This window comes from Anoxybacillus sp. LAT27 (assembly GCF_022030075.1).
GTDB lineage: Bacteria > Bacillota > Bacilli > Bacillales > Anoxybacillaceae > Anoxybacillus > Anoxybacillus kestanbolensis.
The window spans coordinates 1-25825 of sequence record NZ_JAIWYK010000002.1; the positions used below are offsets into that span (position 1 = coordinate 1).

The 25825-nt window shown below is 43.5% G+C and carries 19 protein-coding genes and 1 pseudogene; 3 read left to right on the plus strand and 17 right to left on the minus strand.

Translation table 11 applies throughout. From position 1 onward, the window contains the following. The 12 genes and pseudogenes from tnpC to gabT form a co-directional block, all read right to left on the minus strand. A pseudogene (gene tnpC / locus LD028_RS00245) lies at positions 1-1217 on the minus strand (IS66 family transposase); the annotation flags it as partial. A 188-nt stretch (positions 1218-1405) separates the two neighbouring features. Continuing rightward, positions 1406-1606, minus strand: a complete 201-nt coding sequence (locus LD028_RS00250; protein WP_183242262.1) for a hypothetical protein — start codon at positions 1604-1606, stop codon at positions 1406-1408. Positions 1607-1611: 5 nt separating this feature from the next. Beyond that, positions 1612-1914 carry a ferredoxin family protein gene (locus LD028_RS00255; RefSeq protein ID WP_237810509.1) on the minus strand — a complete coding sequence of 101 codons (303 nt, stop codon included), beginning with the start codon at positions 1912-1914 and terminating at the stop codon, positions 1612-1614. Then, entirely contained in the window at positions 1896-3191 is a 1296-nt protein-coding gene (locus tag LD028_RS00260) for an FAD-dependent oxidoreductase (protein ID WP_237810510.1), read from the minus strand. Before LD028_RS00260 ends, LD028_RS00255 begins: the two co-directional genes overlap by 19 nt. Next, positions 3184-4233: an electron transfer flavoprotein subunit alpha/FixB family protein gene (locus tag LD028_RS00265; protein ID WP_237810512.1), complete on the minus strand. Its 1050-nt coding sequence runs from the start codon at positions 4231-4233 to the stop codon at positions 3184-3186. The genes LD028_RS00260 and LD028_RS00265 overlap by 8 nt, the downstream gene beginning before the upstream one ends. Positions 4234-4244: 11 nt before the next feature. Further along, complete coding sequence (locus LD028_RS00270) at positions 4245-5057, minus strand: electron transfer flavoprotein subunit beta/FixA family protein (RefSeq protein ID WP_237810514.1); 813 nt, start codon at positions 5055-5057, stop codon at positions 4245-4247. A gap of 98 nt (positions 5058-5155) precedes the next feature. Next, positions 5156-6304, minus strand: coding sequence for a saccharopine dehydrogenase family protein (locus LD028_RS00275; protein ID WP_237810516.1), 1149 nt, complete (start codon positions 6302-6304; stop codon positions 5156-5158). Positions 6305-6316: 12 nt separating this feature from the next. Further along, entirely contained in the window at positions 6317-7792 is a 1476-nt protein-coding gene (locus LD028_RS00280; RefSeq protein WP_237810517.1) for an aldehyde dehydrogenase family protein, read from the minus strand. Then, on the minus strand, positions 7789-9414 hold the full coding sequence (locus LD028_RS00285; RefSeq protein WP_237810518.1) for a thiamine pyrophosphate-binding protein: 1626 nt from the start codon (positions 9412-9414) through the stop codon (positions 7789-7791). The genes LD028_RS00280 and LD028_RS00285 overlap by 4 nt, the downstream gene beginning before the upstream one ends. A gap of 90 nt (positions 9415-9504) precedes the next feature. Then, positions 9505-10884, minus strand: a complete 1380-nt coding sequence (locus tag LD028_RS00290) for an APC family permease (protein ID WP_237810519.1) — start codon at positions 10882-10884, stop codon at positions 9505-9507. Positions 10885-10898: 14 nt separating this feature from the next. Then, entirely contained in the window at positions 10899-12341 is a 1443-nt protein-coding gene (locus LD028_RS00295) for an aldehyde dehydrogenase family protein (RefSeq protein ID WP_237810520.1), read from the minus strand. After that, positions 12341-13642 (minus strand): 4-aminobutyrate--2-oxoglutarate transaminase, encoded by a 1302-nt coding sequence (gabT, locus tag LD028_RS00300; protein WP_237810521.1) that lies wholly within the window; start codon positions 13640-13642, stop codon positions 12341-12343. The genes LD028_RS00295 and gabT overlap by 1 nt, the downstream gene beginning before the upstream one ends. A 407-nt stretch (positions 13643-14049) precedes the next feature. On the opposite strand from gabT, the gene LD028_RS00305 reads away from it, so the two are divergent. Together LD028_RS00305 and LD028_RS00310 are read left to right on the plus strand one after the other, a co-directional pair. Beyond that, positions 14050-15204, plus strand: a complete 1155-nt coding sequence (locus LD028_RS00305) for a CaiB/BaiF CoA transferase family protein (protein ID WP_237810522.1) — start codon at positions 14050-14052, stop codon at positions 15202-15204. Beyond that, positions 15191-16384 carry an acyl-CoA dehydrogenase family protein gene (locus LD028_RS00310; RefSeq protein WP_237810524.1) on the plus strand — a complete coding sequence of 398 codons (1194 nt, stop codon included), beginning with the start codon at positions 15191-15193 and terminating at the stop codon, positions 16382-16384. Before LD028_RS00305 ends, LD028_RS00310 begins: the two co-directional genes overlap by 14 nt. Positions 16385-16404: 20 nt before the next feature. On the opposite strand, the gene LD028_RS00315 is transcribed toward LD028_RS00310, so the two are convergent. From LD028_RS00315 to gltB, 5 genes are all read right to left on the minus strand, one after another. Next, positions 16405-16731 (minus strand): DUF3870 domain-containing protein, encoded by a 327-nt coding sequence (locus LD028_RS00315; RefSeq protein WP_003395822.1) that lies wholly within the window; start codon positions 16729-16731, stop codon positions 16405-16407. A gap of 84 nt (positions 16732-16815) precedes the next feature. Continuing rightward, positions 16816-18498 carry a dihydroxy-acid dehydratase gene (gene ilvD, locus LD028_RS00320; protein WP_129000351.1) on the minus strand — a complete coding sequence of 561 codons (1683 nt, stop codon included), beginning with the start codon at positions 18496-18498 and terminating at the stop codon, positions 16816-16818. Between the two features lie 113 nt (positions 18499-18611). Then, the gene (locus LD028_RS00325; protein WP_006319723.1) at positions 18612-18971 is read right to left on the minus strand and encodes an alpha-helical endospore appendage domain-containing protein; all 360 of its coding nucleotides are present in this window, start codon (positions 18969-18971) and stop codon (positions 18612-18614) included. A 65-nt stretch (positions 18972-19036) separates the two neighbouring features. Further along, entirely contained in the window at positions 19037-20497 is a 1461-nt protein-coding gene (locus LD028_RS00330) for a glutamate synthase subunit beta (protein WP_237810526.1), read from the minus strand. Between the two features lie 33 nt (positions 20498-20530). Beyond that, the gene (gene gltB, locus LD028_RS00335) at positions 20531-25075 is read right to left on the minus strand and encodes a glutamate synthase large subunit (protein ID WP_237810527.1); all 4545 of its coding nucleotides are present in this window, start codon (positions 25073-25075) and stop codon (positions 20531-20533) included. A gap of 119 nt (positions 25076-25194) precedes the next feature. Between gltB and gltC the strand changes: the two genes are divergently transcribed. Further along, a partial coding sequence (gltC, locus tag LD028_RS00340) for a glutamate biosynthesis transcriptional regulator GltC (protein WP_237810528.1) occupies positions 25195-25825 on the plus strand: 631 nt, incomplete at its 3' end.

A 25825-nucleotide genomic window follows, 5' to 3' on the forward strand; every position in this document is an offset into this window, starting at 1 on the left:
CTTCACGTAAGAAACGCAGCGCTTCTTCCTTTCGTTTTTGAAGGTGTCGAACAAAAGCGAGTGCTTTTTTCGGAAGAGGCGTCATCGCTTCCAATCGGTGTTGTGCTCTCGCCAGGATACGGTCCCCACCGTCTCGCTTCTTCTTCGGAAAGTGCACCGTGATGGGCTTCGACGGCTTGCTTGGCGGCTAAAAGAAACGTGGTCATGCGCATCGCCCACGTATGCCCTTGTTCGATGAAGCCCTTCAATTCACGCAAATGATGGGCGTGACAAAGGGCATGGGTGGCTCTCGTGTATTTCGGATACGTACCGAACGCATCGTGTATCATTGTTCCTTGATATCGGGGAAGAATCCCGATGTCATCGGTCGCTTTCTTTCCACGAGAAGCGTGAGGAGCCAAGTATGTATATCCCGATGTACACGCGACATGTACCCATGCGAGTTTCCCATTGATGCGCAAACTCGTTTCATCGACATGCAGGATGTTGGATCCAAGTAAGGCGTCTTCGATGATGTCCATATTTGATTCTAGCGCTTCGCATCCTCGTTTCACCATATTGGCAAGAGTTCCCGTACTAATCGAGTGTTGATATAACGCTTCGATTGTATCACTTAAACGCTTGTACGGGATCAATTGGATATGATGCAAATAAACAACGAGCGCCGTGAGCCGTGGACCGTATTGCACATGATTCGTGACATGTGGTGGAAACTCCGCTTGTTGAACACATCGACAATGTGGACAGGATTTCACTTCACGTTCATGTTGTGTCACCTCAATCGTCACGGGAGGAAGATCAAACACTTGACGGATATCGACTTTGAACGGTTTGACTTCACGCAAAGAAGCCCCACATCCTTGACACGTGTGCACACGATGGACGATGCGATGATGTGGATGTTCCACCTGACGGAGCGTCGTTCCTTGGTGTCCTTCTTGTCCGCCTGGCTTGTTGCCAGATGGCTGACGAGAAGAACGGGTGTTGGCAAAACGGTCAGAAGATGGGGGCAAATGGCTATTGGAGCTGTTTTTTTTCGTGCGTGCTTCCAACTCTTGAACGCGATACTTCAGTTGTTCATTTTCTTTGCGTAGTTGTTTGATTTCGTGACGCAAATGTTCATTTTCTTGAACGAGTTGATGAATGAGCTGTTTTTGTTGTTGGACTTTGCCAATTAAACTCTCTACTGTAAACACAGCTTGTTGTATCGTCAACATGCGATTCACCTCCTTGTCTATCAATATTCACATCATGGACAAGAAATACAAAAAATATTCAGCTCACTTTATGATGTGGCTGAATAGTTACCAACTTGCATAGTTCGTAAAATAATCATAAAAAAAAAAATGTATATGTCAATCCCTTTTTTAGAATAAATTGTATATAAAGAAACAAAAAAACCACCCTACGATAAAGGGTGGCTCACATGAGAAGAAACACGAATCGTTTGCTTTTTTGTTAATTCTTCATCAACGGTTAACAGCTCTTTTTTCTCCCAGCTGACGAAGTAATCTTCCCATAAGACGTGGCAACGATCGGCAGTCACTTCTAACACAATTCCTCTCGTTCCATCCGTATAGACGACGCAATCTCCGATGTGAAACATAGCGATCACCCTAAACGGAAGACGATGCCGTAGCCGCCGCGTGGATACTCCCACTGAATGTTTTCATACGGACAGCCAATGCGACAACTGCCGCACTCATGACAGCCTTCATAGCCAACATGCATGCGAATATCTTCCCATTTATAAACAGCTGCTGGACAAAAAATGGTACAAATTTTATCGGGGCATTTCGTTAAACAAATGTTGTCATCAAGCACGTGAAGATGCGATTTCGTATCCGCATTAAAGCGAACTAAATATTGCTTCTCTTCAATCGTTTGCGCCTTCATCATTTCATCACCTTCCATGCTTTCATCATATCGCGTGCCAGCTTAAACTTCTGTTTCGCCGAGCCGAGGTCACGCCAAATTTTTTTCTGTTTTTCCCATTTCGATGCGCCGTCGACGGTAAACATTTGGCTTGCGGCGCGGTTCATCATTGGGATATATTGCTCAAAATATTGTGGGAATCGCTCAAAATGATGCGTCGCATCTTTATATTTTTTCAAATCTTGCCCGATAAAGCTTTCCATCAGTTTCATCCGGTACTGGTCAAGCATGCTTTCGGAAAAGTCGTTTTGCTCTTTTGCCATGATAATGGTTTCTGCTGCTAGTCGGCCAGATGTCATCGCCATATTGGAACCTTCGCGATGAATCGCATTGACCAGTTGCGCTGCATCGCCAACGACAAGCACTCCGTGACCTGCGACTTTCGGAATGGAATGGTAGCCGCCTTCGGGGATTAAGTGAGCTAAATATTCAACAGGTTCACTCCCTTGAATGTATGGACGAATCATCGGATGATTTTTCACATACTCAAGTAGCTCATACGGCTTGATTTTATGTTTAATTAATCCGGATAAAAGCGTACCGACACCAATGCTAAGCGTATCTTTATTTGTATATAAAAATCCCGTTCCTAAAATCCCCTTTGTCGCATCGCCAAAAATCTCGATCGTACAGCCTTGGTTTGGCTCGAGATTAAAGCGATCTTCAATGATGTTTTTATCTAACTTTAAAATTTCCATCGTTGCCAAAGCGACTTCATCTGGCCGCCATTCGCGGTGGAAGCCAAGCTGTTTCGCTAAGAGCGAGTTGACGCCGTCCGCTAATACGACGACATCGGCATAAATGTCGCCATCTGGTCGGTCCGTCCGAACGCCAACCACGCGCCCGTTTTCGACGATGCATTCGACCGCTACGGTCTCACAAACGAGAAGCGCTCCTTGTTCGACTGCTTTTTCGGCAAACCATTGGTCAAATTTGGCACGCAATACGGTAAAGTTGTTGTACGGCTCACGTCCCCACTCTAATCCTTTGTAACTAAACGTCACCGCAGATTCTTTATCCATCATCATAAACCGCTGCTCGACGATTGGGCGTTCGAGCGGTGCTTCTTTATAAAACTCTGGAATAATATCTTCCATCATTTTGCGGTACAACACACCGCCCATGACGTTTTTCGCCCCTGGATATTCACCGCGCTCTAAAAGCAGCACGTTGACCCCTGCTTTTGCTAGTTCATACGCACAGGCTGTTCCAGCTGGACCTGCGCCAACGACGATACAGTCAAATTTTTCAGGCATGGCGAATCTCCTCCTTCACATCGGCAGCTGCTTTTACCTTCGGAATTTCTTCTTTGAACCGTTCGATTAATAGCGGAATGATTTCGAACGCATCGCCGACAATGCCGTAATGGCATGATTGGAAAATCGGTGCGTTCGGGTCTTTATTGATGGCGATAATGAGGTCGGAATTTTGCATGCCGACGACGTGCTGGATCGCGCCAGAAATGCCGATCGCAAAATAAATTTTTGGCGTCACCGTCACACCCGTTTGTCCGACTTGGTGATGATGGTCAATCCATCCTGCTTCGACGACATCACGGCTCGCCCCAACCGCACCGCCAAGCACTTCGGCTAGTTGATGAATGAGTTGGAACCCTTCTTTACTGCCCATGCCTTTTCCGCCAGCAACAACAATATCTGCTTCATCAATGCGCACTTTTTTTGTCGTTTCTCTGACAATCTCTAATACTTTCGTTCGCATTTCTTCTTCGTGTAATTCAATATGCTCCTCGACCACGCGGCCTGTTCGCGACGGATCTGGCGGTAGCGCTTTCATCACTTTTGGACGAACGGTCGCCATTTGCGGACGATATTTTTTACATAAAATCGTCGCCATAATGTTTCCGCCAAACGCAGGACGGCTCGCTAATAATAACCCGGTGTCTTCTTCAATATCGAGTATCGTCGTATCGGCTGTTAATCCTGTCGGTAAATCGGTGGCGTTGGCGCTTGCTAAATCTTTTCCAGATGGTGTTGCTCCATATAAAATAACTTCAGGTTTATGTTTATGACAGCAATCTAATAAGGCGCGCATATATGGTTCTGTTCGATAATGCTCAAAAATCGGATCGTCATACACATATACAACATCGGCACCGTATTGAAAAAGCGTTGGTGCAACTGTTTTTACACCGCTACCAATTAAAACACCGGCAAGTTCAGTTTTCCGTTTATCCGCAAGCACCCGTCCTGCTCCTAATAATTCTAATGATACAGGAGCAATTTGTCCGTCTTTCACTTCAACATATATCCATATCCCCCGATAATCATCGAAATTCATTGCTACTCCCCCTATGAAAAAAGCTCTTTTTTCTCAAGTAAAATAGATAAAAGTTCGTCCACTTGTTGTTCTTTTGTTCCTGTCAGTATTTTTCCGCCTTCTGGCTTGGGCGGCGCCCATACTTTGGATACAATCGTTGGAGATCCTTTTAGTCCTAGCTGTTTGCGGTCTACATTTTCTAAGTCGTCTGCTGTCCAAATGGTTGGTTGATATCGTGCGGCTTTAATCATGTTTGGCAATGGTGCAAAGGAGATGTCATTGATGTCTTTTTCTACGGTAAATAAGCAAGGTAACTGCGATTTCACTACTTCATAACCATCTTCTAATTTGCGATGAACGATCGCATACCCTTTTTCTTTGTTAATTTCAACGACTTTTTTCACGCCAGTAAGAGGAGGGATGTTTAAACGTCGTGCAATGCCAGGTCCTACTTGCCCTGTATCCCCGTCAATCGTCATTTTTCCGCAAATGATAAGGTCAATCGGGCGCTGTTTAGCGATTTTTTCAAGCGCTTTTGTAAGTGCGTAACTTGTCGCAAGCGTGTCAGCTCCGGCAAATGCTCGGTCTGAAATCATATACCCTTCATCTGCTCCAAGCTCTATACATTTTTTAATCGCTTTTACTGCTGGTGGAGGACCCATCGTTAAAACCGATACAGTACCACCGTATTTCTTTTTCAACCGTACAGCTTCTTCAACCGCATGCGCATCATACGGGTTTAAAATCGCTGGAGCACTTGCACGGTCCATCGTATTCGTTTTCGGATTCATTTTAATAATTTTTGTATCTGGCACTTGCTTAATACAGGCTACAATATGTAGCATATGTTCACCTCCAAATCTATTCGATGTATACATATTTTAGCATAATGAACAAATCACTCGTCATAACAATCAGAAAATTTACCGTTTTGTTCACAATTTTAATGCATAGTCGCGCGAATAACGACACCACGGCGAATCATTTCTTCAATATAGCGATCACCCGGTACAATTTGTTCGGGCGGATACGCCCCACGCTTTTGAATCGTTCCGTCACCAATCATTTGTGCAACGACAGAAACGGTATATGCGGTAGAACGTGCCATCGCTGTCACATTTTTTTGGCGATCTTTATGTGTTACCATTTCATATTCGTACGTTCTTTCTTTTCCATCCTTTTCTCCCGCTACAATGACACGTAATAACACAACATCGTCCTTTTCTTTTAACTCTAAAAGAGGAGTTAGCACTTTTAACAAAACATCACGCGGCCGTACGGCTACCCCGTTGACTTCTACTTCATAGTCTCGACGCGTCAATTGTAAATCGACAAGAAGCTGAAATTTTTCCGCATGCCCCGGATAGCGAATAGTTTTATATTCCAAACATTTTACATTCGGATAAGAACGCGGCAATGTTGATGTTCCTCCGGATGTATGAAACGCTTCAAGCGGCCCGAAACGTTCAAAATAAATCGTTTCAATTTCAGATAAAGATGGGACTTGTTGTTTTTGCCCATCGCGAATAATAAACGAAGGATCAGTGTAATGATCGAGTAAGCCTTCAAGAGAAAAGACGTGATTGTATTCAAGTGGTGGCTCTGGACGAAGCGGAATGCCACCGACATATAATTTAATGGTATGAACGCGATCCAGTTGACTTGCTCCATATCCTGTTAAAATATTAATCATTCCTGGAGCAACACCTAAATCTGGAATTAATGTAACACCTGCTCGTTTTGCTTGTTCGTGTAAAGCAAGGACACGATCTGTCATATGTCCGATATGTCCACCTAAATCTACAGCGTGTACACCCGTTTCAATGGCCGCTTTCGCTACGTTTTCATTAAACGTGTAAAAGAGAGCATTAATGGCTACATCATGCCCATGCATCGCAGCCCGCAGTTCTTGATCATTTGTTGCATTTACTCGCTTCACTTTGATCTTTTCTGATGACAACGAACGTTGAACCGCTTTTGTTTTTTCTTCATCGACATCAGCGAGCGTCACCGATGATACCGTTTGTTGTTCAATTAAATCACGCACAGCTTCTTTTCCCATTAAACCCGCTCCAAGAACAATGACATTCATCGGCTAACCTCCTCACACATCAATTTGGGCGCGTTGTAATTTACCACTATAATCGACATAAATGCTTTTCCACTCCGTAAATACATCGAGTGCTGCGACACCGGAATCACGATGTCCGTTGCCTGTTCCTTTCGTTCCACCAAAAGGCAAATGAATTTCTGCCCCTGTCGTTCCTGCGTTCACGTATACAATTCCTGTATCGAAATCACGCATCGCTGTAAACGCTCGGTGAATATCGCGTGTAAAAATCGCACTCGAAAGTCCATAATCAACGCTGTTATTTACTTCAATCGCTTCCTCTAAACTGTGAACAGATATGATCGATGCGACTGGACCAAAAATTTCTTCTCTTGCAATGGTCATTGCTGGTGTGACGTTTGTAAACAATGTTGGGGCATAATAAAATCCGCCTTTGTATTGCTCATCTTGCAACATATACCCTCCTGCAAGCAGCGTGGCTCCTTCGTTTTTACCCATTTGAACGTAATAATCAATTTTTTGCAATGCCTCTTGATTAATGACTGGTCCGACTTTTACTCCTTCCTCTAGGCCGTTTCCAACCGTTAATGTGCTTATCGCTGCGAGTAACCGTTCTTCCAATTGTCGTTTCACACGTTCATGAACAATAATTCGACTGCATGCGGTACAACGTTGTCCAGACGTACCGAAAGCACTCCATATGATCGCTTCTACAGCAAGTGAAATGTCGGCATCGTCCATGACGATAATGGCGTTTTTCCCTCCCATTTCAAGCGATACTTTTTTCAACTGACGTCCGCACGTTTCAGCAATTCGTCTTCCGACTTCATTAGATCCTGTAAACGAAATAACTTTTATATCTGGATGTTTAACAAGCGCTTCACCAACAACAGAGCCACGCCCATGTACAACATTAAATACACCGTTTGGCAATCCGGCTTGCTCGAATATTTGCGCAAGTTGCTGTGCCATAATCGGTGTTTCAAGCGCAGGTTTCCAAACGACCGCATTGCCAGAAACGATCGCAGGGAATGATTTCCACGTAGCAATCGCAATCGGAAAGTTCCATGGAGTAATTAAGCCGACGACACCAATTGGCGCCCGAACGCTCATCGCAAATTTATTCGGTAACTCTGACGGAGTCGTATCTCCAAATAAGCGTCTTCCTTCTCCTGCCATGTAAAATGCCATATCGATTCCTTCTTGCACTTCACCACGCGCTTCTTCAATGACCTTTCCCATTTCCATCGTCAATAGGCGTGCGATTTGTTCTTTTCTCTCTTGCAACAACATGCCAACTTTATAAAGTACTTCAGCGCGTTTCGGCGCAGGGACGAGCGCCCATGCTTTTTGCGCTCGTTTTGCCGCCGATACCGCCTGTTCTACATCTTGTTCATTCGATACGGTCACTTCTCCGATACTTTGACCGTTCGCTGGGTTAATAATCGGAACAAATTGCTCGCTTACGGACGGCATCCATCGTCCATCGATATAGTTTAATACTTTCATTGTTTTCCTCCTCTCGCTTGTTCAATTGTTAAAAACGGAGATAATACGTGTGGATCCGTCATCACTTCAATGACAGTCGGCTTGTTATTTTGAAGTGCAGCGGTGAACGCATGTGAAAACTGTTTTTCTGCTTCTACACGCACACCGTCGGCCCCAAGGCTATGCGCTACGTTTGCGAATGATATATCGCTTAAGTCGGTCCCGATGACGCGGTTTGGATAACGAAGCTCTTGGTACATGCGAATCGTTCCGTACATTTGATTGTTAAACACAATACTAATGATTGGAATTTTGTAACGAACTGCCGTTTCGAGTTCTTGCATCGTCATCATAAACCCACCGTCTCCACTTAATGAAACGACCGAACGATGCGGATGAGCCAATTTTGCCCCAATAGCCGCAGGTAATCCATACCCCATCGCTCCTGACGTTGGCCCAATATATGTATGTTGCTGAAATCGAAAAAATGAATGGAGCCAACTTGCAAAATTTCCAGCATCGTTTGTAATGATCGACTCTGGAGGAAGAAGGTGTTGAAGGGTGTCGATGACAATCTCATTGATGTTCCGTTTCACAGGCGGTAGGGATGATGCTTGCTCGTACGCTTCCCGCCGTTTTTTTGTCCACGCCGTCCATGTTGGTTGAAGTTCAATAGCAAGTAGTCTCTTTAACGCCTCTTTCGCATCAGCAACAACACCGATATGGGGGGAGTATGTCACGCCGATCACATCATAATCAATATCGATATGAATGAGCTGTTGCGTTGATAATAGCTTATAATCTTGCGTCGTCACTTCTGACAAACGGGTGCCGATCGCTAACACCACATCTGCTTGTTCAACCGTTTCAATAACAGCTCGTTGTGTGCCTAAACCGAGATGACCAACGTAGAGTGGATGATCGTTTGGAAATACATCATGTCGACGAAAAGATGCCATGACAGGAAGCGACCATTTTTCAGCGAACAAACGGAGAACATCGGTAGCTTTTGAACGTATAACCCCTCCGCCAGCAATAATGACTGGACGGTTCGCTGACTGTAACAATTGCTCGATACGCTGGATGTCTTCTTGGCTTGGTGCTGGTTTTGGAACAATTGTTTTCGAAAAGATTACGTGATCCATCTGTTCATGAAGAATATCTTCCGGAAGCGAAACAACAACTGGACCAGGTCTTCCCGTTTGTGCAATTCGAAACGCCCTCGTTAGCAATTCTGGTAACCTTTTTGCGTCATCAATTTCTATCGCCCATTTCGCGAGCGGACGAAAAAACGCCTCAACATCTACCTCTTGAAATCCTTCACGTCCCCGAAATGTTCGCGCAACTTGTCCTAACAATACAACCATCGGTGTTGAATCTTGCTTGGCTGTATGAATACCGATAGCAGCGTTTGTAGCTCCTACTGCTCTTGTTGCCATCACAACACCAACTTTTCCGCTTGCCTTCGCATACCCTTCTGCCATGAAGGCAGCTCCACCTTCGTGGCGAGCGGAAATGAGCTGGATCGTCTTCTCAGAAAAAAGGGCATCAAGGATAGGTAAATAACTTTCCCCTGGTACACAAAAAACGTGACAAATGTCCTCACTTTTTAAACATTGAACGATCGCCTCTGCTGCATTCACTACAAGCCCTCCTTTCTTTTTGTATCATGTATACACAAATGAAATCGTTTTATGACCTTATAAAATAATAAAGAGGAGCGTATTGCCCCCCTACATCCGATGTACATGTTCTGTTTGTTCCATCGTTTTTTTCTTTATTCGCCCGATAAAAAATGCACCAATGACCCACCATCCAATAAATATGAGCCACTCATACGGCCAAACGAGCTGTGATGGCATGCCTGGCATGTATAACAAAATAAATCCAATCGACAACACAAGAGCAATCCAACCAACAGCTGATGATTGACCGACTTGAAACGGTCTTGGCATATTCGGTTCTTTTTTACGTAATGCAATAAATGACCAGGCAACAAGGAAATAGGCGATGATGATAGAAAAACCTCCCGCATCTACAAGCCAAACGAGCATTGGTCTGCCAAGTAGAGGAGCAAATGTGGCGAGCGTTCCAATGAATAAAACAGCGTTTGATGGTGTTTTGTATATTGGGTGAATATGGGCAAACCATTGTGGAAGAAATCTTTCTTGTGCCATCGCATAAAGCACGCGACTACCACCGATAATAAATGCGTTCCAACTTGTTAAAATACCAGCTAATCCCCCGATAATAAGCACTTTCGAAAAAAATGAACTGCCTAACGCAGCAGCCATCGCATCTGCTGTTGGGAGCGATGAGTTTGTTAACGCATCGTCTGGTAAAATGTAAGATACCGCAAACACAACGGCGACATAAAACAAAACAGCTAGAGCGACAGATAAAATAAGAATTTTTCCAATAGAACGTTGCGGGATTTTCATTTCCTCTGCTGTTTGAGGAATGACGTCAAAACCAACGAACATAAACGGCGTCATGACTAGTACAGCGAGCAAACCAGCTGAACCATCTTTAAATAATGGCTGTAAATTTGCTACTTCTCCGTTTACAAGCGAACCACCTAAAAGTGCCATGCCGACAAGAAAAATGACAAACGTTAATACAACTTGTAGAAAGGCGGCACTTTTTACGCCACGATAGTTAATCCACGTAATGATGATGGAACCGAGCATACCAATCATTACCCAGGAAGCGTTTACATCCCACCCGGCAATCGTCCAAAGATAACCAAATTTAAATGTTGGAAATAAATACTCAATGACGGTTGGAAGCGCAATGGCTTCAAATGCTACAACCGATAAATAACCAAGGGCTATTGCCCAAGCAGCGATAAACGAAGCTTTAGGACCGAGGGCACGTAAAACGAAATAATGTTCTCCTCCTACTTTCGGCATGGCTGATGATAACTCCGCATACGTTAAACCGACAAAAATCACGAGAATTCCCCCGATTAAAAAGGCGATGATCGCCCCCAGTGCACCCGCACTCGTGATCCACGTACCTGAGAGCACCACCCATCCCCAACCGATCATCGCACCAAATGCTAATAACAACACATCGAGTTTCGTTAGTACTTTATGAAACTGTTGATCCATTCCATATCCCCCTCTCACATATTTGGATGTGGTCGAATAGAAATCGTTTGATACGCTGTAAAAAACTCCATGGCCGCTTGCCCTTGTTCGCGCGTACCTGAACTTGATTGCTTCATCCCGCCAAAAGGTGCTTGTGGTTCTGCCCCACCTGTTTCACCGTTTACTTGCACCATGCCTGCTTCGATATGTTCAATAAAGTAAAGTGCTTTCGATAAGTTGTTTGTAAACAATGACGCACTTAAGCCATAAATGCTGTCGTTTGCCATTTCAATCGCTTCATCAATAGATGCAGCTTCTACAATCGACAACACAGGTCCAAAAATTTCTTCTCTTGCAATAATAGATTGATGGGAAACAGAATCAAATACAGTTGGCTCAATATACCAGCCTACATCATCGCTCGCTCCCCCTCCAATAAGCAGTCGTCCTTCTTGTTTTCCAATATGGATATAGCGCTGAACGGTTTCAAATTGTCCTTTCGATACAACCGGCCCCATCGTCACTTGTTCATCCATTCCATTGCCGACACGAATGCGCTTCACATGTTCAGTGACACGTTCTCGAAATACGTCCATGACTTCTTTTTCAACGAATACACGACTCGTTGCTGTACAACGTTGCCCGGTTTGTTTCATCGCTCCTTCCACGACAAGTCGAGCAGCAAAATCGACATCTGCATCGCTTAAAACGATCGCTGGATTTTTCCCACCGAGCTCAAGTTGATATTTCGCTCCACGTGCTGCTGCTTTTTTCGCAATTTCACTGCCAATTACATTCGAGCCGGTAAACGTAATCGCATCCACCTCATTATGCTCAACAATAGCATCACCAATGGAACTGCCTCGACCAACAATCAAGTTTAAAACACCTGGAGGTAGCCCCGCTTCTGCAAACAATTCAACGATGCGCGCACCCGTAGCACTTGCTTCTAGTGCAGGCTTAAATACAACTGTATTTCCATAAACGAGGGCAGGGGCAATTTTCCATATTGGAATAGCAAGTGGAAAATTCCACGGAGCAATGACTGCCACGACACCAACAGGAACGCGCTTTGTAAAAAATAAGTTTTTGGCATCAAACGACGGTAGTACTTCACCAATTTTTCGCAATCCTTCGCCCGCATAGTAACGTAAAATGGCTGCGCTACGATGTACCTCCCCTTTCGTTTCAGCAAAACGTTTCCCCATTTCCTTCGTAGCCAATTCTGCCAACTCATCCGCATATTTCTCAAATAAATAAGCTACTTTTTGTAAATACGCACCACGTTCTGAGGCGGCCGTTTGTGCCCATTTTTTCTTTGCTTTCACCGCCGCAAACACCGCCTCATCTACATCATGAACAGATGAACCAGCAACGACCACGACAAGTTCTTTTTGATCGGCTGGGTTGTAACGTTCAATCGTTTCATGTTTCCCTTGGATCCACTCGCCACCAATATAATTTTTTACTTCACGCATCATTCCACCACCTTTTGTTGTACTTCTGCTAGTAAGTCACGCAAAACTGAAAATCCGCGCTCTAGTTGTTCATCGGTCATCACAAGTGGCGGTAAAAAGCGAACAACGTTACTATACAATCCAGCACTTAAAAAAATTGCCCCGCGCTTCCACGCTTGAGAAACAATATATGCAGTTTGTTCTTTCGCCGGCGTTTTTTGATTGCGATCTGTCACAAGCTCAATCGCGCACATCGCTCCGAGCCCACGTACGTCACCGATAATGTCAAACTGTTGCTTCATTTCCGTTAAAAGCGCCATCATTTTTTCACCTAAACGACGCGCACGCACAACTAATTGTTCTTCTTCGATCACATCTAAAACAGCCAACGCAGCTGCACATGCAAGCGGACTTCCTGAGAACGTACCGCCAAGCTGACCGACTTCTGGTGCATCCATCATTTCGCGTCGACCGACGACTGCACTAATTGGCACCCCCGCTCCCATCGACTTTGATAACGTCATCAAATCAGGCGCTACACCAAAGTGCTCCATCGCAAACAAGCGTCCTGTTCGGGCAAAACCTGTTTGAATTTCATCAGCAATCATGACGATGCCGTATTCATCACAAATGCGACGAATCGCTTGCATAAATTTCGCCGACGGAACGACAAATCCCCCTTCTCCTTGTACTGGTTCAATTATGATTGCTGCTACGTGATCAGGGGCTACTTCCGCAACGAAAAACTGTTTCAATGATTCAATGAGTTGGTTATCTACTTCATCTATAGTTTGCTCGTTTGCACGGTAATAGTATGGATACGGAAATTTATACACTTCAGGAGCAAACGGACCAAATCCTTTTTTATATGGCATGACTTTGCTTGTCAGCGACATCGTCAATAACGTTCGACCGTGATACCCCCCTGTAAACGACACAATCGCAGGACGACCGGTGTACTTTCTTGCAATTTTCACCGCATTTTCAACTGCTTCTGCGCCACTATTTAAAAAGATCGTTTTTTTCGGAAAATCACCCGGTGTTAACTCATTTAATTTTTCTGCTAATAACACATACGATTCATAAGGTGTCACATGAAAACAAGGATGAATAAATGTTGCTGCTTGTTGCTGAATGGCAGCGACGACTTTCGGATGACAGTGTCCAACGTTTTGTACACCAATTCCTCCGGCAAAGTCGATATATTCGCGATCATTTATATCTCGAATGATCGCTCCTTTTGCTTCTTTAATAAAAATTTCTGTCACGTTGTACGGCGCTCTTGCAACCGCTTCTTTTCTTCGTTCCATCCAATTCGACATCATCTCTCCTCCTTCGACAAATAAAAAGCCAGTTTAATCATCGTGATGGCACAATGACTAAACTGGCTGGTGCTTATGCGTTGCTCGCCGATCAGACGAGTAAAATAAGCTCCACAGTTTTTGCTTATTTGCTTTTATTTTAAGACAATCTTTTTTATTTTGTCAAACTATTTTTAAAATAAAAAATATTTACAAAAATAATGTGTTGTTTTATACTAAAAGTAGCTACCCCACTAAACAACGAATCGTTTGGCTTCGGGTAGCAACGTAACGACTTCTTAAAGAACTGTTCCGATTCGACCGACTTTCTTTTCGAAAGGCACGCTCGGATCGTTTATGCCAGTTCCTTTCCTGTACGTTTGAGGGAGGGACTGGCTTTTTTATTACAAAAATATGGAGGTGAACAGATGGCGGGAGCTTTAGATGGCATTCAAGTGATTGATTTAACACGCGTTCTTGCCGGTCCATATGCCACGATGATTTTAGGTGATCTCGGGGCGGATGTTATTAAAATCGAAGCACCTGGTGGATCGGATGATACACGATTTTGGGGACCACCGTTTCAAAACGGCATGAGCGCTTACTATGCGGCAGTCAATCGAAATAAGCGAAGCATAACTGTCAACTTAAAAGAAGAAAGTGGAAAAGAAACAATTCGTCAACTCATTAAAACAGCCGATGTCATTATACACAATTTTAAAACCGGAACGATGGAACGGCTCGGGCTTGGATATGATGATCTTTCTGCCATCAATCCGAAACTCATTTACTGCTCCATTACCGGATTTGGTGAAACGGGACCGTATCGCCATTTAGCTGGCTACGATTATATTATTCAAGCGATGAGTGGTTGGATGAGTATTAACGGTACAGAACAATCTGGGCCATTAAAAGTCGGTGTCGCTGTCACAGATATTTTTACAGGTTTATATGCCGCCATTGCCGTGCAAGCAGCGCTCATCGCTCGAGAAAAAACAGGAAGCGGTCAAAAAATTGATTTAAGTTTATTTGACTGTGCCATTAGCGCCCTTGTGAACGTCGCTTCAAATTATTTAATATCTGGCGAAGTGCCAAAACCGTTGGGAAACGATCATCCGAACATCGTTCCATATTCAACGTATGAAGCAAGCGATGGTTTGTTTGTTGTTGCTGTCGGAAACGACCGACAATTTCAAGCACTATGTGAACTATTAGAAGATCAAACGATCGGTGAGGATGAACGGTTTCAAACAAATGCCGGTCGAGTCACCTATCGTCATGAACTCAATCAACGACTAAACGATGAATTAAAAAAGAAATCGCGTGCAGAATGGCAACGATTATTTGAACAAAAAGGCATTCCTTGTGGTCCTGTGCATACGCTCGATCAAGTATTTCAGCATCCACAAACGCTCGCACGAAATATGATTATTCGCATGGATCACCCAGACGTCGGTGAGTTAAAACTTGTCGGAACACCGCTAAAGTTTTCACATACACCGGTCACATATCGATTGGCACCACCGCTCGCAGGAGAACACAACTACTTATTTGAAGGAGGAAATAAACATGATGAACTTTGATTTTACGCAAGAACAAGACATGTTGCGACAAACGGTAAGAAAATTTGTTGATAAAGAAATTTTACCTCATATTAAAGAATGGGATGAACGAGGCTATTTTGATCCAAACATTTTGAAGCGCTTAGCGAAATTAAATTTAATGGGTGTATGTATTCCAGAACAATACGGCGGAATGGGAATGGATTATAATTCATTAGCTATTGTTTGTGAAGAATTAGAACGTGGGGATACAGCATTTCGCACCGCTGTTTCTGTCCATATCGGCCTAAATAGCTTAACACTGCTTCAGTGGGGAACAGAGGAACAAAAGCAAAAATATCTCGTGCCACAAGCAAAGGGAGAAAAAATTGGCGCATTCGGATTAACCGAGCCAAACGCTGGTTCAGATGTTGCAGCGATTTCGACAACAGCTGTACGTGATGGAGATGACTACATTTTAAACGGACAAAAAACGTGGATTTCTCTTTGTGACATCGCTGACCACTTCATTGTTTTTGCTTACACAGATAAATCGAAAAAACATCGTGGCATTTCTGCTTTTATTGTTGAACGGACGATGCCTGGTTTTTCATCACGTGCCATTAAAGGAAAGCTTGGCATTCGCGCAGGCAATACAGGCGAACTATTTTTTGATAACGTGCGCGTCCCGAAAGAAAATTTACTTGGAGAAGAAGGAGAAGGATTTAAAATTGCGATGTCCGCACTCGATAACGGACGGTTTACTGTTGCTGCTGGAGCATGCGGTTTAATTATGGCTTGCTTAGAAGCAAGCGTGAAATATTGTCACGAACGAAAAACGTTCGGAAAAGAAATCGGTCGTCATCAACTTGTACAACAAATGATCGCAAATATGGAGGCAGGCTTACAAATGAGCCGCTTGCTCGTATATAAAGCCGGCTTTTTAAAAAATAAAGGAAGACGAAATACACGTGAAACATCGCTAGCGAAATGGATGGCATGCGACTTTGCCAACAAAGCGGCTGATGATGCCGTACAAATTCACGGGGCATACGGTTATTCAAATGAATATCCAGTCGAGCGATATTTACGTAACTCTAAAGCCCCAGTTATTTACGAAGGAACGCGTGAAATTCATACAATTATGCAAGCGGAGTACGTCCTTGGCTATCGTCAAGACAAACCGCTCCGAAAAATGCTCCCATCTTGGGAAGAAAAATAGAAGGTGGCTCGTGTCACCTTCTATTTTTCTGCATGCATTTTTTCTTCGAGTTTACAATATTGTTTATACAAATCTTTTAATGCTGCACATAAAGCTTGATTTGCCTTTCCTAAATATCCTTCATGTAATTGAGCAAGCGGTTCGTCAATTCCATCTTTTAATGAATGCCCTTTTAACAACCGTGCCACATAATCACGACCGTGCTCTGTTGCTAACGTACAAGAAGCATCAACGATGACGCCGTACTTTTTATCTACTTCTGCCGTAATCGTCAACGTATCAAATACGCTTTTTGCCGCCATTCCTGAAGGCAATCGCGCATGACCGGCAATAAATTGCGTATTCATCTCCCTCACTCCCATTATCGCTTCACTTCTTTCATTATAACGGAAGCTTGTTTTGGATTTACGAACAACCTTTCGACAATTTTTTTAAATTTTCATAATTCCGCCGGTACTTGCCGATGTGACAAGTTTTGAATAGCGAGCTAAATAACCTGTCTTCACTTTTGGTTCGAAACCTTTCCAGTTTGCTTTTCGTTTTTCCCATTCCTCTTCTGGAACGTGAACATCAATCGTTCGTTTCACAACGTCAATAACAATATGGTCCCCATTTTGCACAAAAGCGATCGGCCCCCCTTCAGCTGCCTCTGGCGATACGTGTCCGATCGATAAGCCGCGAGAAGCACCGGAGAAACGACCGTCTGTAATGAGCGCTACTTTCGTACCCAATCCCATTCCAACAATTTGCGATGTCGGGGCTAACATTTCTGGCATACCTGGTCCACCTTTTGGTCCTTCGTAACGAATGATGACGACATGGCCAGGTTGTACTTTTCCTGCTGCAATGCCTTCAAGCGCTTCTTCTTGAGAATCAAATACGATCGCGGGTCCTTCATGGCGTGTAATGCCACCTTGAATGCCACCTGTTTTAATAATGGCACCATCTGGCGCTAAATTACCGAACAGTACAGCCAGTCCACCTGTTTCTGAGTACGGATTGTCAATTGGACGAATGACTTCATAGTTTTTTACTTCGCATCCTGCAATGTTTTCACCAAGTGTTTTGCCTGACACTGTCAATGCATCTAAATGAAGGGTGCCTTCTTTTTTCGACAGTTCGTGCAATACTGCAGATACGCCACCCGCTTCGTGCAAATCTTCAATATGCATATCTGATGCTGGTGCCAATTTTGCTAGATGCGGCACGCGAGATGCGACCTCGTTAATGCGCTCAAGCGGATAGTTAATGCCTGCTTCATTCGCAATCGCTAACGTATGTAGTACTGTATTTGTTGAACCACCAAGCGCCATATCAAGTGCGAATGCATTGTCAATTGCTTTTTCGGTGACGATGTCGCGCGGTTTAATATCATGCTCGATTAAATACATTAACTGCTGAGCTGAACGTCGTACAAATTCTTTTCGTGCCGGATCAATCGCTAAAATCGTACCGTTACCCGGAAGAGCTAAGCCAAGCGCTTCGGCTAAACAGTTCATCGAATTTGCTGTAAACATTCCTGAACAAGAACCGCATGTCGGGCAACCGTACTGCTCAAGCTCTTGTAGTCCTTTTTCGTCGATTTTCCCTGCCTGATATGCACCAACGCCTTCAAATACAGAGGAAAGCGAGATTTTTTTTCCATCGCTTGTGACACCCGCCTTCATCGGTCCGCCGCTAACAAAAATGGTTGGGATGTTTAAACGCATTGCTGCCATCATCATACCAGGGGTAATTTTATCGCAGTTTGGAATACATACCATGCCATCGAACCAGTGTGCAGAAACGACTGTTTCGACAGAGTCTGCTATAATTTCGCGGCTCGGCAATGAATAGCGCATACCAATATGTCCCATTGCAATGCCATCGTCTACTCCGATTGTATTCATTTCAAATGGTACTCCGCCTGCTTCTCGAATCGCTTCTTTGACAATTTTTCCAAACTCTTGTAAATGAACATGTCCTGGGATAATATCAATATACGAGTTGACAACCGCAATAAACGGTTTATTGAAATCTTCTTCTTTTACTCCTGCTGCGCGCAATAAACTACGATGTGGTGCGCGATCGAATCCTTTTTTAATCATATCGCTACGCAAAACAAATCCCTCCATCTTTTCTGAACTTGTTAAACATTGTAACACTTTTTAAAATAAAATGACAATTCTAAAAATAAAAAAATCCTTTGATCTACTAACGATTAGATCAAAGGATTCAACATGTTTATTTACTGATCACAGTCTGTTTTATCTTTATGTTTTTTTCGCTTTTGTTCATGAAAAAGCTGAATGAGATCGCTAACATCCTCTAGTTTAAATTGTAATAACATTTGGTTTTTAAGTACCGTCCTTAACGTCCGCTCTACTGAACGGTTCACTTTCAGCAAATCGTGAAGCGATTGCGCTTTCGTCCCACTTGCGCTTGTCGTCAACGTCCCTAATACTGCTTGTAACTTTTCTGCTTCTGCATTCATAATATGAGCCAAACTCAGCTCTTCTAACGCAATTGATGCAAGCAATAACGACAGCACATCTTCCTCATCTAAGTCAATATCTGGCTTAATATTCGGGATGTTTGGGAAAGACAAGCAGATCATCTCCTTTTTTCATGATACCTCAATATATGCACAGAAAAAGGAGATGATTCATTCACCTATCTTTCTATTAAAAAATCGTTTACTGCTTTCGCTGCTTCTCGTCCTTCGTGAATCGCCCAAACAACGAGGCTTTGTCCTCGTCTTGCATCGCCTGCTACAAATACCCCTTCGACGTTCGTTTTATATTCTGTCGCTTTCACTTTTTTGTTTACTGTTTCTATTCCGAATTGCTGTAAAATTGGCTGATCAGGTCCTTCAAAGCCGATGGCAATCAACACAAGATCACACGGCCATACTTTTTCTGTGCCAGGAATTTCTTTGAATACAACATGCCCATGCTCATCTACAGTTTTCTCCATTTGAATCGTATGCAATTCTTTCACTTTTCCGTTTTTATCGCCGACGATCTTTTTCGTTTGAATACAATATTGACGTGGATCGGTGCCAAACTTCGCTTCCGCTTCTTCGTATGCATAGTCGATCGTAAAAACGAGCGGATATTGCGGCCACGGGTTATCGTCCGTACGCTCTTTAGGCAATGCAGGATGTTTGCCAAACTGCACGACGCTTTTACATTGTTGACGAAGTGCCGTTGCTACGCAGTCTGCCCCCGTATCGCCCCCGCCAATAACGATGACGTGTTTATGTTTTGCGTCAATAAACGTTTCATCTTTTTCACCATTCAACAACCATTTTGTTGTTACGGTCAAGTAATCCATTGCTAAATGAACACCATCTAGTTCGCGTCCTTCTAAAACAAGATCACGTTGTTTTTGTGCTCCGATACAAAGCACAATTGCATCATATTGTTTTTGTAGTTCGTGGACGGTAATATGCTTGCCTACTTCTGTATTTGTAAGAAACGTAATTCCTTCTTCTTCAAGTAAACGCGCACGTCGTTCAACGACATCTTTTCCAAGTTTCATATTTGGAATGCCATACGTTAACAAACCGCCTACGCGATCCGCACGCTCATACACAGTCACAAAATGACCCGCTTGATTTAATTCATCTGCACACGCTAAGCCGGCAGGTCCTGATCCGATGACAGCCACTTTTTTTCCTGTTCGCTTTTTTGGGATACGTGGTTGAACCCAGCCTTCTTGGAACGCTCGATCGATAATCGCTCGTTCAATGCCTTTAATCGCAACTGCTTGATCAGAAATAGCTACGGTGCACGATCCTTCACAAGGTGCTGGACAAACACGCCCTGTAAATTCTGGAAAGTTATTCGTTTTTACTAACCGTTCAAACGCTTCTTTCCAACGTCCACGGTACACAAGATCGTTCCATTCTGGAATAAGGTTATGAATCGGACAACCAGACGTTAAGCCGTTTAGCTCCATACCCATATGGCAAAACGGTGTACCGCAGTCCATACATCGCGCCCCTTGTCTAACTAACATATCTGTTGAAAATGGGTCTGTATATTCTTTCCAATCATACAAACGGGAAAGAGGATCACGCTTTTTCTCTTCTTCCCGTACGTATTCCATAAATCCTGTCGCTTTCCCCATGTTTCTCCCCCTTTCTTCGTCAAAAGCGATCGCTTATTTCACGATCGCTTCAATCGTTTTTCCTGCTGCAACATCTTTTTTGTTTACGACCGTATTAAACGCTTCAAATACCGCTTCGTCATGTGACATACCGCTTCGCTTCATCGCTTCAATTGTCCCAATCATAAGTTTGTAGTTTTTCGGAATCACTTTGACAACGTTTCTTACAACACGATCCCAGTTGGCAAGTATATACGCTGCTTTTGGGCTTTCCGTATATTCGTAATGTTTCATAATCATTTGTTGTACATCTTGAATTTCTCCTTTATCTACTAGTGATTCAAATAAAACAAGTTCACGGTTGGCACGTTTTTGCCACGTATTATCATCAGCAAGTACGTACGCAATCCCACCGGACATGCCCGCAGCAAAATTTTTTCCAACAGAGCCGAGGATAACAACACGTCCTCCTGTCATATACTCACAGCCGTGATCACCAACTCCTTCAACAACCGCATGAACGCCACTATTTCGGACGCAAAAACGCTCCCCAGCACGACCACGAATATACGCTTCTCCACTTGTCGCACCGTAAAATGCAACATTTCCAATAATGACTTGATCACTGCACGCAAACGAAGCTTCGTGTGGTGGACGAACGATCACTTTTCCACCTGATAAACCTTTGCCAACATAGTCGTTCGCATCACCGACTAATGTCATCGTCATTCCTTTTGGCACGAACGCTGCGAAGCTTTGCCCCGCTGAGCCTTGAAAATATAGTTGAATCGTATCTTCTGGAAGACCTTCTTCACCAAATCGTTTTGATACTTCGCTACCTACTATCGTGCCGACTGTTCGCTGTACGTTGTTAATGCGTACGTGCAATTGCACAGGCTTTTTCTCCTCTATTGCTTGCTGGACAGCTGGCAAAATCGTTTGGTAATCAAGCGTTTGTTCGAGACGGTGATCGTGCGGTTTAGAAAACGTGCGCGATCCTTCCACTTGATGCAACAAACGTGACAACTTAAGATGTTTCGCTTTCCAATGTCGTTTTGCCCGTTCACTTATTTTTAATACGTCCACGCGTCCGACCATTTCCTCGATCGTACGGAAACCAAGTTGCGCCATGATTTCACGTACCTCTTGGGCAATAAAATACATGAAATTAACGATATGTTCTGGCTTTCCAGTAAATTTTGCCCGCAATTTTGGATTTTGTGTTGCAACACCGACCGGACATGTGTCTAAATGACAAACGCGCATCATCACGCAACCTAAAACGATAAGTGGAGCGGTCGCAAAACCAAATTCCTCAGCGCCAAATAACGCCGCCATGACGACATCGCGACCAGTCATCAATTTTCCGTCTGTTTCTAATACAACGCGATCACGCAACCCATTTAACATAAGCGTTTGATGCGTTTCAGCTAAACCAAGTTCCCACGGAAGCCCCGCATGTTTAATGCTTGTTTTTGGTGAAGCACCTGTCCCTCCGTCATATCCGCTAATGACGATCACATCTGCCCCGCCTTTAGCCACACCTGCAGCGATCGTGCCAACACCAGATTTTGCAACGAGTTTTACACTAATGCGCGCATTGCGATTTGCATTTTTCAAATCATAAATAAGCTGTGCTAAATCTTCAATGGAATAAATGTCATGATGCGGTGGTGGCGAAATAAGTTCCACACCTGGCGTAGACCCACGCACTTTTCCGATCCACGGATATACTTTATTCGCAGGCAGTTGACCACCTTCTCCAGGCTTTGCTCCTTGCGCCATTTTAATTTGTAGCTCATCGGCATGAACTAAATAATGGCTTTTCACTCCGAAACGGCCAGATGCGATTTGCTTAATTGCACTGCGACGGAAATCGCCATTTTCATCTCTTGTATAGCGACTAGGATCTTCACCACCTTCTCCACTATTGCTTTTTCCACCGATGCGATTCATCGCAATCGCAAGCGCTTCATGTGCTTCTTGGCTCAATGAACCGTACGACATCGCCCCCGTTTTAAAGCGACGAACAATCGCCTCTATCGGTTCAACTTCTTCAATCGGAATAGGTGTACGTGTGTCGTCAAACTCAAATAAATTACGTAAAAATGTAAACTGCTCTTCATTCGCCATCGCAGAATATTGTTTAAACAGCGCATAGTCATTTTTTCGACATGCCCATTGTAACGTATGAATCGTTTTCGGATTAAACGCATGATGTTCCCCGTTTTTCCGCCATTGCAATTCACTTCCAGAATCTAATGTTTCATCATAAGACGTGAAAAACGCTTGCATATGGCGCATTTTTGCTTCTTGGGCAATTTCATTCAAACCGATTCCGCCAATTTGCGACGCTGTTCCAGTGAAATATTGATCGATAACATCATCCCCGATACCGATCGCTTCAAAAATTTGCGCGCCACGATAACTTTGCACGGTTGAAATACCCATTTTTGACATCACTTTCACAACGCCATCTGTCGCCGCTTTTTTATATGTTTCGACTGCCTTTTCGTATGTCGAATGAAGCACTCCTTTTTCAATCGCTTCTCGAATGGTCGCAAATGCCAAATACGGATTGACCGCATCCGCTCCATATCCGATTAACGCTGCGAAATGATGCACCTCACGCGCTTCTCCACTTTCCACAATTAAACTGACTTTCGTACGTGTCCCTTTTCGAACAAGATGTTGATGTACCGCGCTAACCGCAAGAAGCGTCGGAATGGCTACACGTTGCTCGTTTATGCAACGGTCAGATAAAATAAGTAACGTTGCACCAGAAGCAATCGCTTCGTCCGCCGCTTGACATAATTCATCTAACGCTTCTTTTAAGTTATGTGTAAAAACCGTTGACAATGTCACACTAGCAAATTCACGATACGGACTCATTCGAATGGCGTTTAATTGTTTGTTCGTGATTATTGGTGACTCTAATCGAATGCGACGAGCACAAGATGCATCCGGATTCAACAAATCTCCTTCTTTTCCAAGCAACGTCACTGTTGATGTGACGATGTATTCACGAATCGCATCAATCGGTGGATTTGTTACTTGTGCAAATAGTTGCTTAAAATAATTGAATAAACTTTGCGGTCGATCTGATAAGACGGCTAAAGGTGTATCGTTTCCCATCGCCCCTGTTGGATCTTTTCCTTCCGTTGCCATCGGAATGATTGTTTTTTCCACGTCTTCATACGTATATCCAAACGCTTTTTGCCACGTCAAAAGGTTGTTAAACGGTTGTTCCTGCTCATCTTCGGCACATTCGTCAATAGAAATCATTCGTTCATTCACCCATTGACGATATGGTCGTTCATTGGCAATTTGTTTTTTTATTTCTTCATCAGAAACGATGCGTCCTTGTTCAAAATCAATAAAAAGCATTTTTCCAGGACTTAATCGTTCTTTGTATAAAATATTGTTCGGCTCTACATCGATCACACCTACTTCTGATGAAAAAATAATATAGTCGTCTTTTGTCACATAGTAACGTGCTGGACGAAGGCCGTTGCGATCTAAAATCCCTCCAATTTGTTTTCCATTCGTGAACACGATGGCCGTTGGTCCGTCCCACGGCTCCATAAGACAACTATAATATTCATAAAACGCTTTTTTATCATCATCCATCTCTTCATCCCAATACCATGGCTCTGGAATGAGCATCATTGCCGTTTCAGCGAGCGACCTTCCAGCTAGCACAAAAAACTCAAACGCATTATCAAGCATGGAAGAATCGCTTCCGTTCGTATCTAAAATCGGAAGTACTTTTTGTAAATCATCACCAAACATAGGCGATGAAAATTGTTTTTCTCGCGCCATCATCCAATGAATATTGCCTCGTAGCGTATTAATTTCCCCATTATGAATTAAATAACGATTCGGATGTGCCCTCTCCCAGCTCGGAAACGTGTTTGTGCTAAAACGCGAGTGAACGAGCGCAAACGCGGAGCGAAATCGTTCATCTTGTAAATCAATATAAAAAGCATCCAGTTGCTCAGGGGTGACTAGCCCTTTGTAAACGATCGTTCGACTGGATAAACTCGCAAAATAGTACTCATTGTTTTTTACTAACTTTTCTGCTCGTTTACGAATGACATATAACTTTCGCTCAAAATGTTGTTCATCTGTTATATCGTCGCTCGCTGCGATAAAAAGCTGACGAATAAACGGACGACTTTTTTTAGCCAATGTTCCGAGTTTTCCGACATTAACAGGTACATCTCGCCATCCGAGCAACGTTTGTCCTTCCTCGCAGATGATGTCATTGATTTTCTGTTCTAAAATGCCCCCCTTTTGTTCGTCATGCTCAAAAAAGAAGACCATCCCGACTCCGTAACGCCCTTTTGCAGGAAGTGAAAACGAACAAACGGATCGAAAATAATCATCAGGAATTTGCACCATGATTCCAGCACCGTCACCTGTTTGCGGGTCGCTCCCTTGACCTCCGCGATGCTCTAATTGACGCAACATATGAAGACCTTGCTTGACAATATGATGAGACGCTTCCCCTTTTAAGTGGGCGTATAACCCGATCCCACATGCATCATGTTCAAATTGTGGACAGTACAACCCTTGCGCCTTTGGTAGTCCTCTCATGTGAATCCCCCATTCCGTTATCTTGTATGTATAATTGTAGGTTTCAATAATTATATAAACAATATATAATTTAGATAATATTCATCTCATTTCGAGAACGATAGAAAGAGGTGGAAAAAATGGAATTAAGACAATTAGTTTATTTCACAGAAGTTGCCAAACGGGAGCATGTGTCAGAAGCTGCTGAAGCGTTGCATGTCGCTCAATCTGCTGTTAGTCGTCAAATTGCAAATTTAGAGGATGAACTCGGGGTCAAGCTATTCGAACGTGAAGGAAGAAACGTAAAATTAACACCGATCGGCCGCCACTTTTTACAACATATTGAATCGGCATTAAAAGCGATTGACTATGCGAAGCAACAAATTGAAGAATATTTAGATCCAGAGCGCGGAACAATTAAAATTGGTTTTCCAACAAGTCTCGCAAGCTATACGATGCCAATGGTCATTTCCACATTTAAACAAAAACATCCGCACATTTCTTTCCATTTGCGTCAAGGGTCATATAAGTTTTTGATTGATGCAGTGAAGAGGCGAGAAATTGATGTGGCTTTCTTAGGTCCTGTACCAACTGAAGAAAAGGGCATTCAAGGGGATATTTTATTTACCGAGTCGTTCGCCGCACTCATTCCGACAGATCACCCACTTAGTCAAAACCGAAGCATCACTTTAAGTGAATTACGACATGAGCCGTTTGTCATGTTTCCAGAAGGATTTATTTTACGAAAAATAGTAGAAGATGCTTGCAAGC

What these genes read in the sequence shown, in the direction of transcription:
- LD028_RS00250 (WP_183242262.1), bottom strand. Translation starts at nt 1,606, where the DNA reads ATGTTTCACATCGGAGATTGCGTCGTCTATACGGATGGAACGAGAGGA.
- LD028_RS00255 (WP_237810509.1), bottom strand. Translation starts at nt 1,914, where the DNA reads ATGGAAGGTGATGAAATGATGAAGGCGCAAACGATTGAAGAGAAGCAA.
- LD028_RS00260 (WP_237810510.1), bottom strand. Translation starts at nt 3,191, where the DNA reads ATGCCTGAAAAATTTGACTGTATCGTCGTTGGCGCAGGTCCAGCTGGA.
- LD028_RS00265 (WP_237810512.1), bottom strand. Translation starts at nt 4,233, where the DNA reads ATGAATTTCGATGATTATCGGGGGATATGGATATATGTTGAAGTGAAA.
- LD028_RS00270 (WP_237810514.1), bottom strand. Translation starts at nt 5,057, where the DNA reads ATGCTACATATTGTAGCCTGTATTAAGCAAGTGCCAGATACAAAAATT.
- LD028_RS00275 (WP_237810516.1), bottom strand. Translation starts at nt 6,304, where the DNA reads ATGAATGTCATTGTTCTTGGAGCGGGTTTAATGGGAAAAGAAGCTGTG.
- LD028_RS00280 (WP_237810517.1), bottom strand. Translation starts at nt 7,792, where the DNA reads ATGAAAGTATTAAACTATATCGATGGACGATGGATGCCGTCCGTAAGC.
- LD028_RS00290 (WP_237810519.1), bottom strand. Translation starts at nt 10,884, where the DNA reads ATGGATCAACAGTTTCATAAAGTACTAACGAAACTCGATGTGTTGTTA.
- LD028_RS00295 (WP_237810520.1), bottom strand. Translation starts at nt 12,341, where the DNA reads ATGCGTGAAGTAAAAAATTATATTGGTGGCGAGTGGATCCAAGGGAAA.
- gabT (WP_237810521.1), bottom strand. Translation starts at nt 13,642, where the DNA reads ATGTCGAATTGGATGGAACGAAGAAAAGAAGCGGTTGCAAGAGCGCCG.
- LD028_RS00305 (WP_237810522.1), top strand. Translation starts at nt 14,050, where the DNA reads ATGGCGGGAGCTTTAGATGGCATTCAAGTGATTGATTTAACACGCGTT.
- LD028_RS00310 (WP_237810524.1), top strand. Translation starts at nt 15,191, where the DNA reads ATGATGAACTTTGATTTTACGCAAGAACAAGACATGTTGCGACAAACG.
- LD028_RS00315 (WP_003395822.1), bottom strand. Translation starts at nt 16,731, where the DNA reads ATGAATACGCAATTTATTGCCGGTCATGCGCGATTGCCTTCAGGAATG.
- ilvD (WP_129000351.1), bottom strand. Translation starts at nt 18,498, where the DNA reads ATGGAGGGATTTGTTTTGCGTAGCGATATGATTAAAAAAGGATTCGAT.
- LD028_RS00330 (WP_237810526.1), bottom strand. Translation starts at nt 20,497, where the DNA reads ATGGGGAAAGCGACAGGATTTATGGAATACGTACGGGAAGAAGAGAAA.
- gltB (WP_237810527.1), bottom strand. Translation starts at nt 25,075, where the DNA reads ATGAGAGGACTACCAAAGGCGCAAGGGTTGTACTGTCCACAATTTGAA.